Origin of the sequence: Streptomyces sp. NPDC051315, from assembly GCF_044455165.1 — a bacterium.
Lineage (GTDB): Bacteria > Actinomycetota > Actinomycetes > Streptomycetales > Streptomycetaceae > Streptomyces.
The window spans coordinates 16862-35974 of the sequence record NZ_JBITEN010000008.1; the positions used below are offsets into that span (position 1 = coordinate 16862).

At 73.1% G+C, this 19113-nt stretch carries 14 protein-coding genes and 2 pseudogenes; 15 read left to right on the forward strand and 1 reads right to left on the reverse strand.

Features of this window, described 5'->3' with window-relative positions; all coding sequences use genetic code 11:
* The first annotated feature begins 130 nt into the window (after nt 1–130).
* The 15 genes and pseudogenes from ACIBBD_RS16805 to ACIBBD_RS16875 all read left to right on the forward strand — a co-directional run bounded on the left by ACIBBD_RS16805 (nt 131) and on the right by ACIBBD_RS16875 (nt 18192).
* A complete protein-coding gene (locus tag ACIBBD_RS16805) occupies nt 131–2152 on the forward strand; it encodes a beta-galactosidase (protein WP_399420155.1) in 2022 nt (673 codons plus the stop codon).
* A gap of 241 nt (nt 2153–2393) precedes the next feature.
* The gene (locus ACIBBD_RS16810) at nt 2394–3962 is read left to right on the forward strand and encodes an arabinogalactan endo-beta-1,4-galactanase (RefSeq protein WP_399420156.1); all 1569 of its coding nucleotides are present in this window, start codon (nt 2394–2396) and stop codon (nt 3960–3962) included.
* A gap of 239 nt (nt 3963–4201) precedes the next feature.
* Nucleotides 4202–4489, forward strand: a complete 288-nt coding sequence (locus tag ACIBBD_RS16815) for an ArsR family transcriptional regulator (RefSeq protein WP_399420157.1) — start codon at nt 4202–4204, stop codon at nt 4487–4489.
* A 617-nt stretch (nt 4490–5106) separates the two neighbouring features.
* Nucleotides 5107–5562 carry a fluoride efflux transporter CrcB gene (crcB, locus tag ACIBBD_RS16820; RefSeq protein WP_399420455.1) on the forward strand — a complete coding sequence of 152 codons (456 nt, stop codon included), beginning with the start codon at nt 5107–5109 and terminating at the stop codon, nt 5560–5562.
* Nucleotides 5559–5930, forward strand: a complete 372-nt coding sequence (locus ACIBBD_RS16825) for a DUF190 domain-containing protein (protein WP_399420158.1) — start codon at nt 5559–5561, stop codon at nt 5928–5930. The genes crcB (ACIBBD_RS16820) and ACIBBD_RS16825 overlap by 4 nt, the downstream gene beginning before the upstream one ends.
* A complete protein-coding gene (gene crcB / locus ACIBBD_RS16830) occupies nt 5927–6292 on the forward strand; it encodes a fluoride efflux transporter CrcB (protein WP_399420159.1) in 366 nt (121 codons plus the stop codon). Before ACIBBD_RS16825 ends, crcB (ACIBBD_RS16830) begins: the two co-directional genes overlap by 4 nt.
* Nucleotides 6293–6365: 73 nt before the next feature.
* Nucleotides 6366–7202, forward strand: a complete 837-nt coding sequence (locus tag ACIBBD_RS16835; RefSeq protein WP_399420160.1) for an undecaprenyl-diphosphate phosphatase — start codon at nt 6366–6368, stop codon at nt 7200–7202.
* Between the two features lie 157 nt (nt 7203–7359).
* Complete coding sequence (locus ACIBBD_RS16840) at nt 7360–8037, forward strand: FadR/GntR family transcriptional regulator (RefSeq protein WP_399420456.1); 678 nt, start codon at nt 7360–7362, stop codon at nt 8035–8037.
* Nucleotides 8034–9473, forward strand: a complete 1440-nt coding sequence (locus ACIBBD_RS16845; protein WP_399420161.1) for an amino acid permease — start codon at nt 8034–8036, stop codon at nt 9471–9473. Before ACIBBD_RS16840 ends, ACIBBD_RS16845 begins: the two co-directional genes overlap by 4 nt.
* Nucleotides 9474–9517: 44 nt before the next feature.
* The gene (locus ACIBBD_RS16850) at nt 9518–10534 is read left to right on the forward strand and encodes an asparaginase (RefSeq protein ID WP_399420162.1); all 1017 of its coding nucleotides are present in this window, start codon (nt 9518–9520) and stop codon (nt 10532–10534) included.
* Between the two features lie 978 nt (nt 10535–11512).
* Nucleotides 11513–12922 (forward strand): aspartate ammonia-lyase, encoded by a 1410-nt coding sequence (gene aspA / locus ACIBBD_RS16855; protein ID WP_399420163.1) that lies wholly within the window; start codon nt 11513–11515, stop codon nt 12920–12922.
* Nucleotides 12923–12982: 60 nt separating this feature from the next.
* Nucleotides 12983–13921, forward strand: coding sequence for a glutaminase (locus ACIBBD_RS16860; protein WP_399420164.1), 939 nt, complete (start codon nt 12983–12985; stop codon nt 13919–13921).
* 50 nt (nt 13922–13971) lie between these two features.
* Nucleotides 13972–15291, forward strand: coding sequence for a tetratricopeptide repeat protein (locus tag ACIBBD_RS16865; protein ID WP_399420165.1), 1320 nt, complete (start codon nt 13972–13974; stop codon nt 15289–15291).
* Between the two features lie 67 nt (nt 15292–15358).
* Nucleotides 15359–16792, forward strand: a pseudogene (mptB, locus tag ACIBBD_RS16870) (polyprenol phosphomannose-dependent alpha 1,6 mannosyltransferase MptB); the annotation flags it as partial.
* A complete protein-coding gene (locus ACIBBD_RS16875) occupies nt 16789–18192 on the forward strand; it encodes a glycosyltransferase 87 family protein (RefSeq protein ID WP_399420166.1) in 1404 nt (467 codons plus the stop codon). The pseudogene mptB and the gene ACIBBD_RS16875, both read left to right, overlap by 4 nt.
* 83 nt (nt 18193–18275) lie before the next feature.
* Here the strand turns inward: ACIBBD_RS16875 and ACIBBD_RS16880 are convergent.
* Nucleotides 18276–19112 (reverse strand): annotated as a pseudogene (locus ACIBBD_RS16880) (D-alanyl-D-alanine carboxypeptidase family protein); the annotation flags it as partial.
* Nucleotide 19113 lies beyond the last annotated feature (1 nt).

Genomic DNA, 19113 nt, shown 5'->3' on the forward strand with positions numbered 1-19113 from the left:
CTGTGAGCGTTCACAGTAGAGAAACATCCTGGACACTTGTCAATGGTTGTTGCTGTGCGGTTATGTTGGGCTCGCACCGCCAAAACCGTGTGTGCACGTTCCCAAATGATCGATTAAACGGGAGAGATCCATGCCGGAGACCACCCCCAGGGGCCTCACCAGGCTCGCCTTCGGTGGGGACTACAACCCCGAGCAGTGGCCGGAAAGTGTCTGGTCGGAGGACGTCCGGCTGATGCGGGAGGCCGGCGTCACCATGGTGAGCGTCGGGATCTTCTCCTGGGCCCTCCTGGAGCCCTCACCCGGGGAGTACGACTTCGGCTGGCTGGACCGGGTCATCGACCTGCTGCACGAGAACGGCATCCGCGTCGACCTGGGCACCCCCACCGTCTGCCCGCCCGTGTGGTTCTACCGGCAGCACCCCGAGGCGCTGCCCGTCACCGCCGACGGGGTGCGCTACGAGTTCGGCTCCCGCGCCGCGATCTGTCACAGCAACGCCGACTACCGCGCGGCGGCGGCAGGCATCACCACCAAGCTCGCCGAGCGCTACGGCGACCATCCGGCGCTGGCGATGTGGCACGTGCACAACGAGTACGGCGTCCCCGTCTCCGCCTGTTACTGCGACTCCTGCGCCGCCCACTTCCGCCGCTGGCTGGAGACCGCGTACGGCACGGTCGACGCGGTCAACGAGGCCTGGGGCACCGCCTTCTGGGGCCAGCGCTACGCGAGCTTCGACCAGATCAACCCGCCGCGCACCACCCCCGGCGTGGGCAACCCGGGCCAGGCGCTGGACTACAGGCGGTTCGCCGACGCCACCATGCGCGAGAACTTCGTGACGGAGCGGGACATCCTCCACCGCCTCGCCCCCGGCGTCCCGGTGACCACCAACTTCATGACGGCCCTCAGCCAGTGCGACTCCGTCGACTACTGGGCGTGGGGCCGCGAGGTCGACATCGTCAGCAACGACCACTACCTGATCACCGACGGCCGCCGCACGCACGTCAACCTCGCGATGGCCGCCGACCTCACCCGCTCCGTCGCGGGCGGCGCCCCCTGGATCCTCCTGGAGCACTCCACCTCGGGCGTCAACTGGCAGCCCCGCAACCCGGCGAAGGCCCCCGGCCAGATGGCCCGCAACTCCCTCGCGCACGTCGCCCGCGGCTCCGAGGGCGCGATGTTCTTCCAGTGGCGGCAGTCCCGGCGCGGCGCCGAGAAGTTCCACTCCGCGATGGTCCCGCAGGGCGGCACCGACACCCGCGTGTGGCGCGAGGTCGTCGAACTCGGCGCAGCCCTCGACTCGCTGGGCCCCGTCCGGGGCACCCGCACCGAGGCCGACGTGGCCGTCCTGTGGGACTGGCACTCCTGGTGGGCGCAGAGCCTCGACTACCGCCCCAGCGAGGACCACGACGCGCGTGAGCGCGCCGACGCCTTCTACGAGGCCCTCTACGACCGCCACCTCACCGTCGACTTCGCCCACCCCGAGGCCGACCTCTCCCGCTACCCGCTGGTCGTGGTGCCCGCCCTGTACCTGATGACGGAGACGGCCGGGAACAACCTCAGGAGCTACGTCGAGAACGGCGGCACCCTCGTCGTGTCGTACTTCTCCGGGATCGTCGACGAGCACGACGCCGTCCACGAGGGCGCCTACCCGGGCGTGCTGCGTGACGTCCTGGGCCTGACCGTGGAGGAGTTCTCGCCGCTGCTGGCGGGGGAGAGCGTCCGGATCACCGGCCCGGACGGGTCCGAGCTGAGCGGTGACGTGTGGACGGAGTTCGTGGTGCCGCGCGGCGCCGAGACCGTCTGGACGTACGCCGACGGCCTCACCGCCGGCCTGCCGGCCGTCACCCGCCACCGCCTCGGCGAGGGCACCGCCTGGTACGTCTCCACCCGCCTCGGCCACGAGGGCCTGGACGCCCTGCTCGGCCGGGCCGCCGAGGACGCCCGGGTGGCGCCGCGCGCCGACCTGCCGCGCGACGTGGAGGTCGTGCACCGCGACGGCGAGGCGGGCCGCTACCTGTTCGCCATCAACCACACCGGCACCGACGCCAAGGTCCCGCTGGACGCGTCCGGCACCGAGCTGCTGACGGGTGAGCGCGCCGCCGGCCGCCTCGCGGTGCCGGCGGGTGCCGTCCGGGTCGTCCGGCTCGACGGCTGAACCGACTCCCCCTTCGCCCGTGGAGCCGCGAGCCGCGGGCGGAGGGGGCCCCTCGCCCAGAGGGAGATCCATCCGGGCCCTCGCGCCGAGAGAAGCCCATCCCGGGCCTCGCGCCGCAGGATCCATCCGGCCCCTCGCTCCCGAGGGACCCGTCCGGATCTCTCGCCCCGAGGGAGCCTTCCGGGACCCTCGCCCCGAGGGAAACCCCATCCCCATCACGTCGAAGGGACGACGGACGACGATGTTCCATCCCAGACGCACGCTCAAAGCCCTGCTGCTGCCGCTCGCCGCGGGGCTCGCCCTGGCCGCCCTGCCCGCGCAGACCGCCCGGGCGGCCTCCACGCTCACCAACGCCGGCTTCGAGTCCGACGGCGCCGGCACCGCGACGCCGGCCGGCTGGTCCACCTACTCGGCGGCCGGCCAGAACGCCGCCTCCTTCACCGAGGCCGGCGGCCACAGCGGCGGCTACCGCCTGAGCCACTGGGCGTCCGGCGCGTACAAGGTCGAGACGTACCAGTACCTGTCGGGGCTGACCAACGGCAGCTACAAGCTGACCGCCTGGGTGCGCTCCGGCGGCGGCCAGAACGCGGCCTACATAGCCCTGAAGAACTGCGGCGGTGCCGAGCAGCGCACCGACCTGCCGGTCTCCTCCAGCGGCTGGATCCGCATCGTCGTCCCGGTGGCGGTGACGAACAACCAGTGCACGATCAGCATCAACAGTGACGCGAACGCGGGCAACTGGCTCAACGTCGACGACCTGACCTTCACGTCCGGTACGACCGGCCTGTCGATCAAGGGCGCCGACATCTCGTCCCTCGTCAAGAGCGAGGCCAAGGGCGGCGTCTACAAGACCGGTTCCGGCGCCACCGGCGACGCGGTCACCATCCTGAAGAACGCCGGCATGAACTACGCGCGCCTGAAGGTCTGGGTCAACCCGGCCGACGGCTACAACAACAAGGCGCGCGTGCTCGCCGTCGCCAAGCGCGTCAAGGCCGCGGGCCAGAAGCTCCTGGTGGACTTCCACTACTCGGACACCTGGGCCGACCCGGGCGCCCAGAGCAAGCCGGCCGCCTGGGCGGGCCACTCGTACACCCAGCTCAAGACGGACGTGTACAACCACACGTACGACGTGCTGAACGCGCTGAAGGCCCAGGGCACCACCGCCGACATGGTCCAGGTGGGCAACGAGATCAACGGCGGCATGCTGTGGAACGAGGGTTCCACCTCCAACTGGTCGCAGCTCGCCGGGCTGCTCAACTCCGGCTACGACGCGGTCAAGGCGGTCAACCCGTCCACGACCGTGGCCCTGCACCTCGCCAAGGGCGGTGACCTCTCCGGCACCCGCTGGTGGTTCGACAGCGCGGTCGCCAACGGCGTGAAGTTCGACGCCATCGGCCTGTCGTACTACGGCTACTGGCACGGCACGCTGTACGACTTCCAGACCACCCTGGACGACGCGGCCGCCCGCTACGGCAAGCCGGTCTTCGTCGCCGAGACGGCCTACCCGTTCCGGCTGGACAGCGAGGACGCGCACGAGAACATCATCGACCTGTCCACCGAGCTCGTCCCCGGTTACCCGGCGTCCGCGGCCGGCCAGCTCGCCTGGATGAACGCCGTGGCCAACATCGTGGAGGCCGTCCCGGGCGGCCGCGGTCTCGGTGTCTTCTACTGGGAGGCGACCTGGACCGCCGTCACCGGCAACGGCTGGGACCCCACCGACGCCTCCTCCGGCAACGGCTGGGAGAACCAGGCCCTGTTCGGCTATGACGACAGGGCGCTGTCCTCGATGGCGTGGTTCCGCCACCGCTGACCCCGGGGGGCACGGTCCAGCCACCGTTGACCCCGTGACCTCCACACCAAGGGACCCGGCCGCCTTCCCGCGGCCGGGTCCCTGCCCGTGTACCCGTGCCGGGCGAACTCCCCGGCAGCGCAAGGGTGCTCGATCCCGGCCAAGGGTGGGGGAGTCCAGGACGCGGCGGTCTCGGCTGCGGAAGAGTGGGAAGACGCGGTTCGTGGGGTGCTCCGACGGAAGGGACGGAGGGGACGACGATGCTGAGGACTCCCGTGGGTGTACGGAGACTGGACATCCTGGAGTGGCTGAAGGAGCCGGCCCGGCACTTCCCGACACAGCGGTACGGCGACCTCGTCGAGGACGGCGTCACCGCGGACACCGTCGCGGCGAAGCTGGGCGTGCGCCGCGGGGTGGCGGACACCCACCTCTCCCTCCTCGCCGACCTCGGCCTCCTGCGCGCCAAGCGCATCCGGCGCCGCACCTACTACCGGCGCGACGAGATGCGCATCGCCGAGGTGGCCCGGATGTTCGAGAAGGGGTGGTAGCAGCAACGTCGCCGCCCTGGCCGAGGAAACCGTCTTCTTCACCGTCTCCAGCCGCGTCCACCCCTTACGGGACTGGATGGCGACCTCTCGAACACACCGGCACCGGACGCCGGCTGCGCCTCGCGCCCGGCGACCGGGAAACCGAAGTCGTCCCGGAGGGAGCGCAGTTCGCGGCCGCCTCGCCCCGAACGCCGACGGCTCCTTCCTCTTCGTCGCCGAGACCGGTGCCCGCCGCCTCACCTGCCGTCGGCTCGCCGGTCCCCGCGTCCACCCCCCGCTGACCTGCTTTACCGCGCCGGCCCCGTCGTCCGCCGCGCCGCCCGCCTCGCCCTGCACGCCTCCCTTCCGCCCCTCGGGCACGGCCCAGGTCCTCGCCGTCGACGACAGGAGCCTCGTCGTCCGCCACCTCACCCGTCGCCGCCGCGGCCTCCGCTGGGTCACCTGCGTCTGCGAGGCCGGCGGCCGGTGGTCCTGGACAGCCTGGGGGAGCGGGGCGTCGCGGTCTGCGCGGCACCCGGGGCCACATGATCCGCGATGGTCCGGCGCTACGCTGGTGACCAGCCGTGATCCACCCCGCGGACGGGGTGACGGGCACCGGCAGGAGAGAGACGTACGACATGACGGCCCAGGAGGCGCGGAGCCTCCGTCGCAGCGCCCCACGGCGTTCCGCCGGGACGGGACAGCTCCCGGTGGTCGCCGTCGTCGCGGCGGGCGGCGGCCTCGGCGCGGCCGCCCGCTACGCGGCCTCGCTGTGGTGGCCCGCGCCGGCCGGCGGCTTTCCCTGGACGACGTTCTGGGTCAACGTCGTCGGCTGCGCGGTGATCGGCGTGTTCCTGGTGCTGATCACCGAGGCGCTGACCGTCCACCGCCTCGTCCGCCCCTTCTTCGGCACCGGCGTCCTCGGCGGCTTCACCACCTTCTCGACGTACGCCGTCGACCTGCAGAGACTCTTCGACGCGGGCCGGCCGGGCACGGCCCTGGCCTACCTGGCCGGGACCCTGTGCGCGGCGCTCACCGCGGTGTGGCTCGCGGCCACCGGGACCCGTCTCGCCCTGCGCGGGAGGCGGCCATGACGCGGCTCGCCGGCCGGGCCCTTCGCCTGACCGTCCTGGTCGGCGAGGACGACACCTGGCGCCGCAGGCCCCTGTACACGGAGATCGTGCACCGCGCCCACGCGGCCGGCCTCGCGGGCGCCAGCGTCTTCCGCGGCATCGAGGGCTTCGGCGCCTCCTCGCTGATCCACACCTCCCGGCTGCTGTCCCTCAGCGAGGACCTCCCCGTGGCGGTCGTCGTGGTCGACACCGAGGAGCGCGTCCGGGCCTTCCTGCCGCAGCTGGACGAACTCGTCGGGGACGGGCTCGTGATCCTCGACGCGTGCGAGGTCGTCAGGTACGCGGGCCGTGACGGCGAAACGGACGCGAAGGGTAAGAGATCGTCGTGAACTGGCTGGTCGTCGTCGCCGGCGGCATGATCGGCGCCCCGCTCCGCTATCTCACCGACCGCGCGGTGCAGGCGCGCCACGACTCGGTCTTCCCCTGGGGCACCTTCGTGGTCAACGTCGTCGGCTGCCTCGTCCTCGGCGTACTGACCGGAGCCGCCTTTGTCGGCCCCGACCTGCGGTTGTTCCTGGGAACCGGGCTGTGCGGGGCCCTCACGACGTACTCCACCTTCTCGTACGAGACCCTGCGGCTCACCGAGACCGGCGCGGGGCTGTACGCCGTCGCCAACGCCGTCGGGAGCGTGGCGGCCGGGCTCGGGGCGGCGTTCGCCGGGGTCGCCCTCGGCCACGCCGTGTGGCCGTAGACGCACCGGATCCGTACCCGCGGCTGGTAGGACTGTGCCCCGCACCGTCGACCCACCCGCAGAACGGGATTCCATGAGCGCCATCTCCGTCGGCCAGGCCGTCGTCCTCGGAGCCGTAGAGGGAGTGACCGAGTTCCTCCCCGTCTCCTCCACCGGCCACCTGAAGATCACCGAGGGTCTGATGGGCATCCCGGTCGACGACGACGCGGTCGTGGGGTTCTCCGCCGTCATCCAGGTCGGGGCGATCGCCGCCGTCCTGGTCTACTTCCGCGAGGACATCGTGCGGATCGTCTCCGCGTGGTTCCGCGGCCTGGTGAACAAGGACGAGCGTCACCACCACGACTACCGGTTCGCCTGGTGGGTGATCTGCGCGACGCTCCCGATCGTCGCCGTGGGCCTGGCCGCCAAGCCGCTCATCCAGGGCCCGCTGGCCTCCCTCTGGGTGGTCGCCGGCTCGCTGGTGGCCGGCAGCGGGGTGATGTGGGCGGCCGACCGGACGGGGCGGCACAAGCGGGGCGAGGACGACACCTCGTTCAAGGACGCCATGCTGGTCGGCGGTTCCCAGATCCTCGCCCTCCTCTTCCCCGGTTTCTCCCGCTCCGGCGCCACCATGTCCACCGCGCTCATGCTGGACCTGGACCGCGTCGCGGCCACCCGCCTCTCCTTCTTCCTCGGCATCCCCGCCCTGACCGGCGCGGGCCTGTACGAACTGAAGGACGCTCTCGGCACCGGCGCGGGCGCGGCGCCGCTGGCCGTCGGCACGGCCGTGTCCTTCGTGGTCGCCTACGCCTCCATCGCCTGGCTGCTGAGGTTCGTCGCCAAGCACTCCTTCACCGCGTTCGTGATCTACCGGATCGCCGTCGGTGTGCTGCTGTTCGGGCTGCTGGCGACGGGCGTGCTCGGCGGGTGAGCCGCGACCCGGGCGTCAAGTCCGCTTTCAGGACTCACGCCCGGTGCATCTTTCCGTTCAGCCGCCTTGACACCGACCGGGCCTCACCCGGAACATCTCTCCCGTGAACCTGTCAGACAGCCAGACAGGTGGTCGGCCGCCGCGTCGCGTCAGCGCGATGGAAGCGGTCCTCGGCCACCTCCGTGGCGCCATCGAGCGCGGCGAGTACGCCATCGGCGACAAGCTCCCCTCCGAGGCGGAGCTCTGCCGCACCCTCGAGGTATCCCGGCCCGTCCTGCGGGAGGCCCTGCGCGCCCTGCAGACCATGGGCCTGACGGTCTCCCGTACCGGCAAGGGCACCTTCGTCGTCGCGAACACCGTCGAGGACCCCACCTTCGGCGACTACGCGGCCAGCGACCTGCTGGAAGTGCGCCGCCACGTCGAGATCCCGGTCGCCGGGTACGCGGCCCTGCGCCGCACCCCGGAGAACCTGGACCACCTGGCCCACCTGCTGGACCGGATGGAACGGGAGACGGACACCACGGCGTGGGTCGCGATGGACACCCTCTTCCACCTGGCCGTCGCCGAGGCCGCCCAGAACCCGGTCTTCCGCCGCGTCATCGAGGAGATCCGTGACGCACTGGCGCGTCAGTCGGCCTTCCTCAACGAACTGGGCGGGCGCCGCGAGCAGTCGAACCGCGAGCACCGGGCCATCGTCGAAGCGCTGGCCGACGGTTCCGAGCACGACGCGGTGGAGGCCATGAGCCATCACCTGGACCGCGTCGAGACCACCCTCACCGACATCGTGCGTTCCCCCCGCACGACCACCCCCCTGGAAGGCGGACCCGAGGCGTGAGCGAACAGCACCTCGAAGACGGGACACGCCCCTCGACCCGTCACGTCGACGCCGGAGACGCGGGCTACAGCAAGTCCCTGAAGTCCCGCCACGTCAACATGATCGCCATCGGCGGCGCCATCGGCACCGGCCTCTTCCTCGGCGCCGGCGGCCGCCTCGCCGACGCCGGCCCCTCCCTCTTCATCGCCTACGCGGTCTGCGGACTCTTCGCCTTCCTCGTCGTGCGCGCCCTCGGTGAACTCGTCCTGTACCGCCCGTCCTCCGGCGCCTTCGTGTCGTACGCCCGCGAGTTCCTCGGCGAGAAGGGCGCGTACACCGCCGGCTGGATGTACTTCCTGAACTGGGCCACCACCGGCATCGCCGACATCACCGCGGTGGCCACCTACACCCACTACTGGGGCATGTTCTCCGACATACCCCAGTGGGTGATCGCGCTCATCGCCCTGGCCGTGGTCCTCACCGTGAACCTGATCTCGGTGAAGATCTTCGGCGAACTGGAGTTCTGGTTCGCCATCGTCAAGGTCGGCGCGCTCGTCGTCTTCCTGTGCATCGGCATCTTCCTGCTGGTCACCCAGCACCCGGTCGACGGCACCACCCCCGGCCCGTCCCTGATCACCGACCACGGCGGCGTCTTCCCCAACGGCCTGCTGCCCATGCTGCTGATCATCCAGGGCGTCGTCTTCGCCTACGCCTCCGTCGAACTGGTCGGCGTCGCCGCCGGCGAGACCGAGAACCCCGAGAAGATCATGCCGAAGGCGATCAACTCGATCATGTGGCGGGTCGGCCTCTTCTACGTCGGCTCGGTCGTCCTGCTCTCGATGCTGCTGCCGTGGAACGCGTACACCGCCGGCGAGAGCCCCTTCGTGACCGTCCTGTCCAACATCGGCGTCCCCGCGGCCGGCGGCGTGATGAACCTCGTCGTCCTCACCGCGGCGATGTCCTCCCTCAACTCCGGCCTGTACTCCACCGGCCGCATCCTGCGCTCCATGGCCGTCAACGGCTCCGCCCCCGCGTTCACCGCGAGGATGAGCCGCAGCCAGGTCCCCTACGGCGGCATCCTGCTCACCAGCGGCATGTGCGTCCTGGGCGTCGGCCTCAACTTCGTCGTCCCGGCGGACGCCTTCGAGATCGTCCTCAACTTCGCGGCGATCGGCATCCTCGCCACCTGGGGCATGATCATGATCTGTCACCTCGTCTTCTGGCAGAAGACCGAGAAGGGCGAGCTGACCCGCCCCGGCTACCGACTGCCGGGCTCCCCCTGGACCGAACTCGTGACGCTGGCCTTCCTCGCCTCCGTCCTGGTCCTCATGTACGCCGACGGCGGCGCCGGACGCACCACCGTGCTGTGCCTGCCGCTGATCGTCGGAGCGCTCGTCGCGGGCTGGTACGCCGTCCGCGGCCGCCTCGCGCGCACCACCCCCGGGGCCGACGCGTGAACCCGGCGCCGGCCCACGCCAACCCACCAGTGATCCAGGCAGTGATGTACAGCAGTTCCCTCGCCGAAGCCCCCGCGATCCGCGAACCCCTCCACGCGCCCGTCGCCCACCTCGTCCGCGGCGGGGTGACCGAGGGCATCCACTACGGCTCCGTCGTCGTCCTCGGCCCCGACGGCGAGGTCGACTTCCAGCTCGGTGACATCGAGGTCGCCTTCTACCCGCGCTCGGCCCTCAAGCCCGTCCAGGCCGTCGCCATGGTCCGGGCCGGCCTCCCGCTCGAGGGCGAGCTGCTCTCGCTCGCCGCCGCCAGCCACTCCGGCGAGGAACGCCACCTCGCCGGCACCCGGCGGATCCTGGAACTGGCCGGCGTCACCGAGGACGACCTGCGCAACGTGCCGGACATGCCGTTCGGCCGGGCGGTCCGCGACGCGTGGGTGCGGGAGGGCCGCCTGCCCTCGCGGCCGGCGCAGAACTGCTCCGGCAAGCACGCGGCCATGCTGTACACCTGCCGGCTCAACGACTGGCCCCTCGACGGCTACCTCGACCCGGAGCACCCGCTCCAGCAGGCGATCGCCGAGATCGTCGAGGACCTCACCGGCCAGCGGATCGCACGGGTCACCGTCGACGGGTGCGGCGCCCCGCTCTTCTCCGTGTCCCTGAACGGCCTGGCCCGGGCCGCCGCCCGCATCACCACCGCCGCGCCCGGCACCCCCGAGGCGCGCGTGGCGGACGCGATGCGCGAGCACGCCGAGATGGCCTCCGGCTCCGGCCGGGACGTGGCCGCGCTGATGCGGGCCGTGCCCGGGCTGCTCGCCAAGGACGGCTTCGAGGGCGTCGGGGTCGCCGCGCTTCCCGACGGCCGCGCGGTCGCCGTGAAGATCGCCGACGGTGCCGACCGGGCCCGCGTCCCGGTCACCGCGGCCGCCCTCGCCCGCGCCGGCGTCGACCCGGCCCTGCTCACCGAGTTCGCGGGCGAGCCCCTGCTCGGCGGAGGCGTACCGGTCGGCTGCGTCCGCCCGGTACGGGCCCTGGACCCGGTGTCCCTGCCGGCCTGCGCGTGATGCCTGCGGCGGCCGGCGGGGAGATACGGCACGGGCCGGCCACGCGCCGCCCGGCCCCACGGCCGGCGCCGTCACGGCCAGGCCCGCCTCCGTCCCCCCGGTCCGCCGTGGCGCGCAGGTGGCGATCCGCGCGCCACGTTCCTCCGACCGGTCGGCGAGGTCGCACGGCGCGTGCCGATGCGGCCCGGACCTGGCCACGCGCGAAGGCCACCGCCGGTGCCGTGCGGCCCGGGAGGCCCTCAGGGCCGTACCGCCCGGGCTCGGGCGGCCGGTACCGCGTGGTGCTGCCCGTCGGGCTGTGCTCGGTCCGGCGTTCACCGGGTGGGCGGCCGGTGCCGTCGTGCCGTTCCGGTGCCGGACCGGACCGGCGCGCACGGTCTCATGGTCGCGCGGGGGCCGGTCTCCATCGGACCGGTCGGCCGACGCCCACGTGTCGCCGCAGCCGGGTGCGCGGTTCCCCGGGCGACCGGCCGGTGTGGGCGACACCGCCGTACCGCTCGGCGGGCGTCCGCCGGGCCGGGGCCGGGCGGGCGGCGCACGCTCGGCAAGGGCACGGTCCGCCGCGACCGCCGACCGGGCAGGCAGCCGCGCGGGGCGGTCGCGCGTCACTCGCTCAGGGCGGTGGCGCGTCACTCGCTCAACGCGTTCACGCGCCACCCGTTCAGGGCGTTCACGCGCCACCCGTTCAGGGCGTTCACGCACCACCCGCTCAGGGCGGTCACGCCGCACCCGCTGTCCGACCGGCGCGCCGCGCCGGGCTCCTTGAGCCGCCGTCCTCGTGTCCCGCCTCCCGGTACGCGTCCGGCTCGCGCGGCACCACCCCCGAACCGCCGCCTCGGCTGACCCGCCGGGGCGGTCCCGGACCGGCTCGGGCGGGCGTCACCCCGTACCGCCCGAGCCGGCCACCACCTCGACGGACGTCGCCCGCTCCTCCCAGCCTCACCCTCACCCTCACCCTCAGAAAGAGGCCGCACCCTCATGACCGCCGCCATCCGCAGCGAACACGACCTGCTCGGAGACCGGGACGTCCCCGCCGACGCGTACTGGGGCATCCACACCCTGCGCGCCAGGGAGAACTTCCCCATCACCGGCACCCCGATCTCCGCCTACCCGCACCTGATCGACGCCCTGGCCGCCGTGAAGGAGGCCGCCGCCCTCGCCAACGAGGAGCTCGGACTGCTGGAGCCGCGGAAGGCCGCCGCGATCGTCGCCGCCTGCCGGGAGATCCGCGCCGGCCGGCTGCACGACCAGTTCGTCGTCGACGTGATCCAGGGCGGCGCGGGCACCTCGACCAACATGAACGCCAACGAGGTCGTCGCCAACCGGGCGCTGGAGCTGCTGGGCCACGCCAAGGGCGAGTACCGGTACCTGCACCCCAACGAGGACGTCAACCTCGGCCAGTCGACCAACGACGTCTACCCGACCGCCGTGAAGATCGCGACCGTCTTCGCGGTCCGCGGACTGCTCAAGGCCATGGCCGTGCTCCAGGACGCCTTCGCGGCCAAGGCGGTCGAGTTCCGCGACGTGCTGAAGATGGGCCGCACCCAGCTCCAGGACGCGGTGCCGATGACCCTCGGCCAGGAGTTCTCCGCCTACGCCGTCATGATCGAGGAGGACCGCAGCCGGCTCGCCGAGGCCGTCGAGCTGATCCACGAGATCAACCTCGGTGCCACCGCGATCGGCACCGGCCTCAACGCGCCCGCCGGATACGCCGAGTCGGCCCGCCGCCACCTCGCCGAGATCACCGGGCTGCCGCTGGTCACCGCCGCCAACCTGGTCGAAGCCACCCAGGACTGCGGGGCGTTCGTGCAGATGTCCGGCGTGCTCAAGCGGATCGCGGTCAAGCTCTCCAAGAGCTGCAACGACCTGCGGCTGCTGTCCTCCGGGCCGCGGGCGGGCCTCGGTGAGATCAACCTGCCGCCGGTGCAGGCCGGTTCGTCCATCATGCCCGGCAAGGTCAACCCGGTGATCCCCGAGGTCGTCAACCAGGTCGCCTTCGAGGTGATCGGCAACGACGTCACCATCACCATGGCCGCCGAGGCCGGACAGCTCCAGCTCAACGCCTTCGAGCCGGTCATCCTGCACTCCCTGTCGGAGTCCGTCACCCATCTGCGCGCGGCCTGTCTGACCCTCGCCGAGCGCTGCGTCGACGGCATCACCGCGAACACCGAGGTGCTGCGCGCGACGGTGGAGAACTCCATCGGCCTGGTCACCGCCCTGAACCCGTACATCGGGTACACGGCCGCCACCGACATCGCCAAGGAGGCTCTCGTCACCGGCCGCGGCGTGGCCGAACTCGTCCTGGAGAAGGGCCTGTTGCCCGCCGAGCGACTCGCCGACCTGCTGCGGCCCGAGGTCGTCGCCGGCAACGGCTCACCTCTGGTGTGACCGGCGTCTGACCCGGTCCTGACCTGCGCCGACGCTCCAGAACCGACCGAAGAAGGCACAATGGTGATCATGACAACGACGTCGTCGCTGACCTTCCAGCCGGTCCTGGAGCGCATCGCCGAGGAGATGGAGCGCACCCCCGGCCGAGGCCGGCCCGCCGACTACATCCCGGCGCTCGCCGCCCGTGACCCCCGCAGCTTCGGCATGGCCGTCGCGGAACTGGACGGCACGGTGTACGGCGTGGGGGAGTGGCGCGAGCCGTTCTCCACGCAGTCCATCACCAAGGTCTTCACCCTCGCCCTGGACCTTGCCCGCGAGGGCGACGCGCTCTGGGAGCACGTGGGCCGCGAACCCTCCGGCAACCCGTTCAACTCGCTGGTCCAGCTGGAGTACGAGAACGGCATCCCGCGCAACCCCTTCATCAACGCGGGCGCCCTGGTCGTCACCGACCGCCTGCACACCCGCAGTGGGGACGCGGCCGGCGAACTGCTGGCCTTCCTGCGTGCCGAGAGCGGCAACCCGGCCCTCGACTTCGACCGGCAGGTCGCCGCCTCCGAGTCCGCGCACGGCGACCGCAACGCCGCCCTCGCCCACTTCATGGCGTCCTACGGCAACATCGACAACCCCGTGCCGGCCCTCCTCGACCAGTACTTCCGGCAGTGCTCGATCACGGCATCCTGCGCCGACCTCGCCCTGGCCACCACCTTCCTCGCCCGGCACGGCGTCCGCGCCGACGGCACCCGCCTGCTCACGCGCAGCCAGGCCAAGCAGGTCAACGCCATCATGCTGACCTGCGGCACCTACGACGCGGCCGGCGACTTCGCCTACCGGGTCGGCCTGCCCGGCAAGAGCGGCGTCGGCGGCGGCATCATCGCGGTCGTCCCCGGCCGCTGCACCCTGTGCGTGTGGAGCCCGGGCCTGGACGAACGCGGCAACTCGGTGGCCGGTGTGGCGGCCCTGGACCGCTTCACGACGATGACCGGGCTCTCGGTGTTCTGATCGGCTAATCCGGTTGAGGACACACCCGGTCACCGGCGAAGATCCTCCGCATGTTCTCGCGCAGGCTCCGCCGTCCCACGTCCCCCGAACTGCTCACCGCCTGGGAGTGCCTGGACTCAGGCGACGTCCCCGGAGCACTGCGCCGGCTGCGGCAGGCCCCCGAGCCCCAGCCCCTCGCGGAGGTCGCCCTCGTGGTCGCGCGGGCCGCCGAGGCAGCCGGGTTCGACGACCTCCACCGGGCCGCCACCGCCGTGACCGCACAGCCGGACAAGGCCCGGACCCTGTACGACTACGGGTACGCGTGCGTGGAGCGCGGCGTGTCCCACCTCGCGATACCCGCGCTGCGCGAGGCCGTGCGCCTGGCGCCGGACTCCCCGGCGGCGCTGCGCGAACTGGTCTCGGCGTACGAGGACGAGGGCCGGCACCGTGAGGCGGCCGACCTCCTCGCCGCGCGCGAGGGCAGGTTCGACGAGTGGCCCGACCGCTACCTGCTGGTCTTCAACGCCGTCCTGGCGGGCGACCTGGGCCTGGCCCGCCACCACCACGCGCTGCTGCCGGCCCCCGACGACACCGTGTGGCTGCCCGCCCGCGACCGCCAGAACCGCGTCCTCGACCGCGCGGCGAGCGCCGAGGCGGTGAGCACGCTCGACCGCACGGACCTGCGCGGCTGGCAGTACGTCATGGGCGGCACCGTGCTGGGCACGCACTCCCCGTACGGCTTCGGCGCCGGCATGGCCGGCCGGTTCGCCTACCTCCAGGACACCCATGACACGTGCCTGCAGGGCCTGTTGCGCCTCAAGGCGGTGCTCCACGCGGCCCAGGTGCGCCCGCGTTCGGTGTCCCTGCTGCCGGACCGCGGCAGCCGCATCCTCGGCCTGGCCGCGGCGGAGGTCCTCGGCCTCCCCGCGGAGCCCTTCGACGCGGGACGCCAGGACACCGTCGTCATCGCCTACGACCTGAACCGGACGGCCGAGGCGGACCAGGGAGCGGAGACGCTCGGCCGGCTGTTCGACCGGGCTCCGGGCCAGGTGCTCCACGAGCACGCGAGTTGCTGGACCGACACGCCCGCCGTCACCCCCGACAGCGTCACGCTGCTCCACCAGACGGTGGTGGCGCCGTGGGGCGAGGGGCTGCGGCAGACCCCCGACGGCGGGGTGGAGCGGACAGAGCCCGACGAGCGGCCCGAGGCGGAGATCGCCGCGGAGATCGTGGCCGCCGACCCGACGCCCGACCAGGGCGACGGTGAGACGCCCGCGGATCCCGTCGAGCGGCTCACGGACTTCGTCACCGCCGTCCGCGGCACCTGGCTGCGGGGCGACCGGGCCAGGGTGAAGTCGTCCGGACCCGTGTCCAGCCCGCGTTTCCGCTGACGGCCGGACACGCTCACGCGGCGGTCACGCACAGGCCGCCGCCCGGAGGGGGAGGCGTCGCTTTCCGGCCACCCGGCGTCGACACGCTGACCACGTGGTGGCCCTGGCTCTCCCCGTCGATCTCCGCCGCTGTCAGGTGCTGGGTCTGACCGGCACCGCCTGTCTCGCCCTCGGCGGCGGGACGGCCGGCGCGTTGCCCGCCCGCGAACTCCTCGCCCCGTCCTCGCCGCACGCGGTGCTGGGCCTGGTCGGCGTGTACTTCGGGCTCGTCCTGCTGACCGCGGCCTGGATGCTGCTCGGCCGCCTGGTGCGCGGCGGCGACCCGCCCGCCCCGCGCGCCCTGGCGCTGGTCCTCGCCGTCTGGGCGGCGCCCCTGCTGATCGCGCCGCCGCTGTTCAGCCGGGACGTCTACAGCTATCTGGCCCAGGGCGCCATGGTCGACGCCCACCTGGACGTCTACGCGCACGGTCCGGCGCGGCTCGGCGGTCCGCTCGCCGAGGAGGTCGCCCCGCTGTGGCAGCACACCGGCGCCCCCTACGGTCCGGTGTTCCTCGCCGTCGCCGCCGCCCTGTCCTTTCTGACCCGCGGTGACCTCCCGGCCGGCCTGATCGGGATGCGCTGCGTCGCGCTGTGCGGGGTGGCGCTGATGGCCGCCGCCCTGCCCCGGCTGGCCCGGCACAGCGGCGCCGACCCGGCCGCCGCGCTGTGGCTGGGCGCCCTCAACCCGCTGGTCCTGCTGCACCTGGTGGCCGGCGCCCACAACGACGCGATCATGCTGGGCCTGCTCGGCGTCGGCCTGGTCGCCGCCCTCGGCCGCCACCCGGTCCTCGCAGCCGTCCTCGTCACCCTCGCCGCCCTGGTCAAGGCACCCGCCGCGCTCGGGCTCGCCGCTGTCCTGGCCCTCCACCCGCGGGCGGGACAGCGCCCGGTCCGCGCCGCGCTGACCACGACGGCCGCCTCCGCCGCCACCACGGTCACCGCGACCGCCGTGGCGGGCACCGGATACGGCTGGATCGGCGCCCTCGACACCCCGGTCTCCGCACAGAACTGGGCCCTCACCAGCCTGCTCGGCCGTGCCACCCGCGCCCTGCTGGAGACCCTCGGCAGCGACCTCGCCCCCCTCGCCGTCCCCCTGTGGCACGCCCTGGGCCTGGCCGTCACGGCCGTCGCCCTGGTCGTCATCTGGTGGCGGCTGCGCCCGCGTCCGGTGTACGCGCTCGGCCTGAGCCTCGCGGCGGTCGCCGCGTTCGGCCCGGCCGTCCGCCCCTGGTACGCCCTGTGGGGCCTGTTCCTCATCGCGGCCGCGGCTCCCAGCACCTCCGTACGGCACCGGACGGCGGCCGTGGCCGGCGTGCTCGCCCTCGCCGTCCTGCCCGACGGCGGCCCCGCCGACACCGGCCGTCTGGTCCTCGCGGTCTCCGGGGGCGCGCTGGCGGTGGTCGTCCTGTGGCAGGCCCACCTCGCGGCCCGGGCCCCGGCGCCCCTGGGACGCCCGGCATGAGAGCAACCTCGACTCCGGCCACCGACCGCGGCCGCATCCTGCTGGCCCTCGCCCTCGTCACCGCCGTGACCGTCTTCACCGCGACGGTCCCCCTCCTGCGCGACTGGTTCGACCTGCGCGTCTACTACGGAACCGTCACCACCTGGGTGCACGACGGCGGCCGTGTCTACGACTACCGGGTGCCGGGCACGCCGTACGGCTTCACCTATCCGCCGTTCGCGGCCGTCACCATGCTGCCGATGGCGCTGGTCGGGCTGCCCACCGCCATCGCGGTGGCGCTGCTGCTCAACCTGACGGCGCTCACCGTCGTCGTCCGTGTCCTGACCGGCCCGGCCTGGCGCCGCCACGGCTGGTACGGCGCCGCCCTCGCGGCCTCGGCCCTCGCGCTGTTCGAACCGTTGCGGGACACCGTCAGCTTCGGCCAGGTCAACCTCCTGCTGCTGGCCCTGGTGCTGACCGACTGCCTGCTGCTGTCCACCGGGCGGACCCGCTGGGCCGGGATCGGCATCGGCCTCGCGGCGGCGGTCAAGCTCACGCCGGCGCTCTTCATCGGCCTGCTGCTGGTCGCCCACCGCCGGCGCCCGGCCGCCGTCGCCACCGGTGTCGCCGTCGGGGCCTCGGCGTTCGCGGCCCTCATCGCCCCGGACGCCTCCCGTTTCTACTGGACGCGGGCCCTGTGGGACACGAGCCGGGTGGGCCGCCTCGACTACGTCTCCAACCAGTCGCTCCAGGGCGTGCTGGCCCGGCTGGGCGTGGAGAGCCGGCCCGTGTGGGCGGTGCTGGCCGGGCTGGTGCTGTGCGGGTGGGCCTGGCGGTCGCGGCGGGCGGTGGCCGCGGGGGACTGGCAGGCGGCCTTCGCGCTCACCGGCCTGACCACCTGCCTGGTCAGCCCCATCACGTGGGTGCACCACCTGGTCTGGCTGCTGCCGTCGTTCGCCGTGCTGATCCGTGCCGGGCACCCGCGCCTGGCGGGTGCCCTGTACGCGGTGCTCTGCACGAGCGTGGTGTGGCTGTGGTCCGACGACGCGTCCGGTGTCGACGGCTTCCTGGGCGCCAACCTCTACACGTGGATCGCTCTCGGCCTGCTCGTCCGGCTGCCCGTGGGTCACCGCCCGGAGGGGCGGCGCCCCAGGAGCCACAGCACGAGCGCCACGACGGCGCCGCCCAGCACGGCGGCGCCGGTGATGACGGCCGCCTCCGACCAGCCGGGCCGTCCCTCCCCGACGGCGTCCGCGGCGGCGACCGGCCCCGCGGCGGCGACCGGCCCCGCGTCGGGCACCGGCCCCGCGTCGGGCTCCGGCCGCGGTCGGGCCGCCCGCGGCGCGTCCAGCGAACCCACCGGGTCGACCCGCCCGGCGGCCTCGAACCCCCAGTCGAGCAGGTCGCGCGCCTCCTCGTAGACGGTGAAACCGCCACCCGCCCGCGGGTTCATCACCGTCACGACGAGGGTGCGTTCGCCCCGGCGGGCGGCGGCGACGAGAGTGTGGCCGGCTTCGCTGGTGTAGCCGTTCTTGATGCCGATCAGCCCCGGATACGGCTCGACACCGTCCTTGCCCGTCAGCAGCCGGTTGGTGTTGACGATCGGGTAGGTCCCGCCGCCGCGCCCGGGAAACCGGGCCTCGACCGTCGCGCAGTACCGGGCGAAGTCGGGATGGCGCAGTCCGGCCCGCCCGAACACGGCCAGGTCGTACGCCGACGACACCTGGCCCGGCGTGTCGTAGCCGTCCGGGGAGAGCACGCGCGTGTCCAGGGCGCCCAGCGACCGCGCCTTGGCCTGCATCCGGGCGGCCGTGGTGCGCCAGCCGCCGTTGAGGGCGGCCAGGACGCGCACGGCGTCGTTGCCGGAGCTGAGGAACACCCCGTGCCACAGGTCGGAGACCCGGTACCTGCGTCCCTCGGCGACTCCGACGAGACTGCTGCCGGCCCCGATGCCGGTCAGCTCCTCCTCGGCCACCCGGTGGCGGATGCCCGCGGGCAGCACCGGCAGCACCGTGAGGGCGAACAGGGTCTTGAGGGTGCTGGCGGGCGGCAGCCTGCGGTGCGCGTTCGACGCCGCGAGCACCTCACCGGTGCGGGCGTCGGCCACCAACCACGACCGTGCGGAGACGTCCGGGACCTCGGGTGCTCCGGAGCGGGGCCTGACCTGCGTACCGGAGCGGTGGAGCAGCCCGGGCCGCGGCGTTGTCGTCCGCGGGCCGCCGGGCACACCGGGGTCCGCCGCGGCGCCGGCGACGGCCGCGGCGGGGCCGAGGGCCAGGACGCCTGCCACACAGAACGCACAGGCCGGCACAGCGACCCGGGAAGAGAATCCGATCGTCATA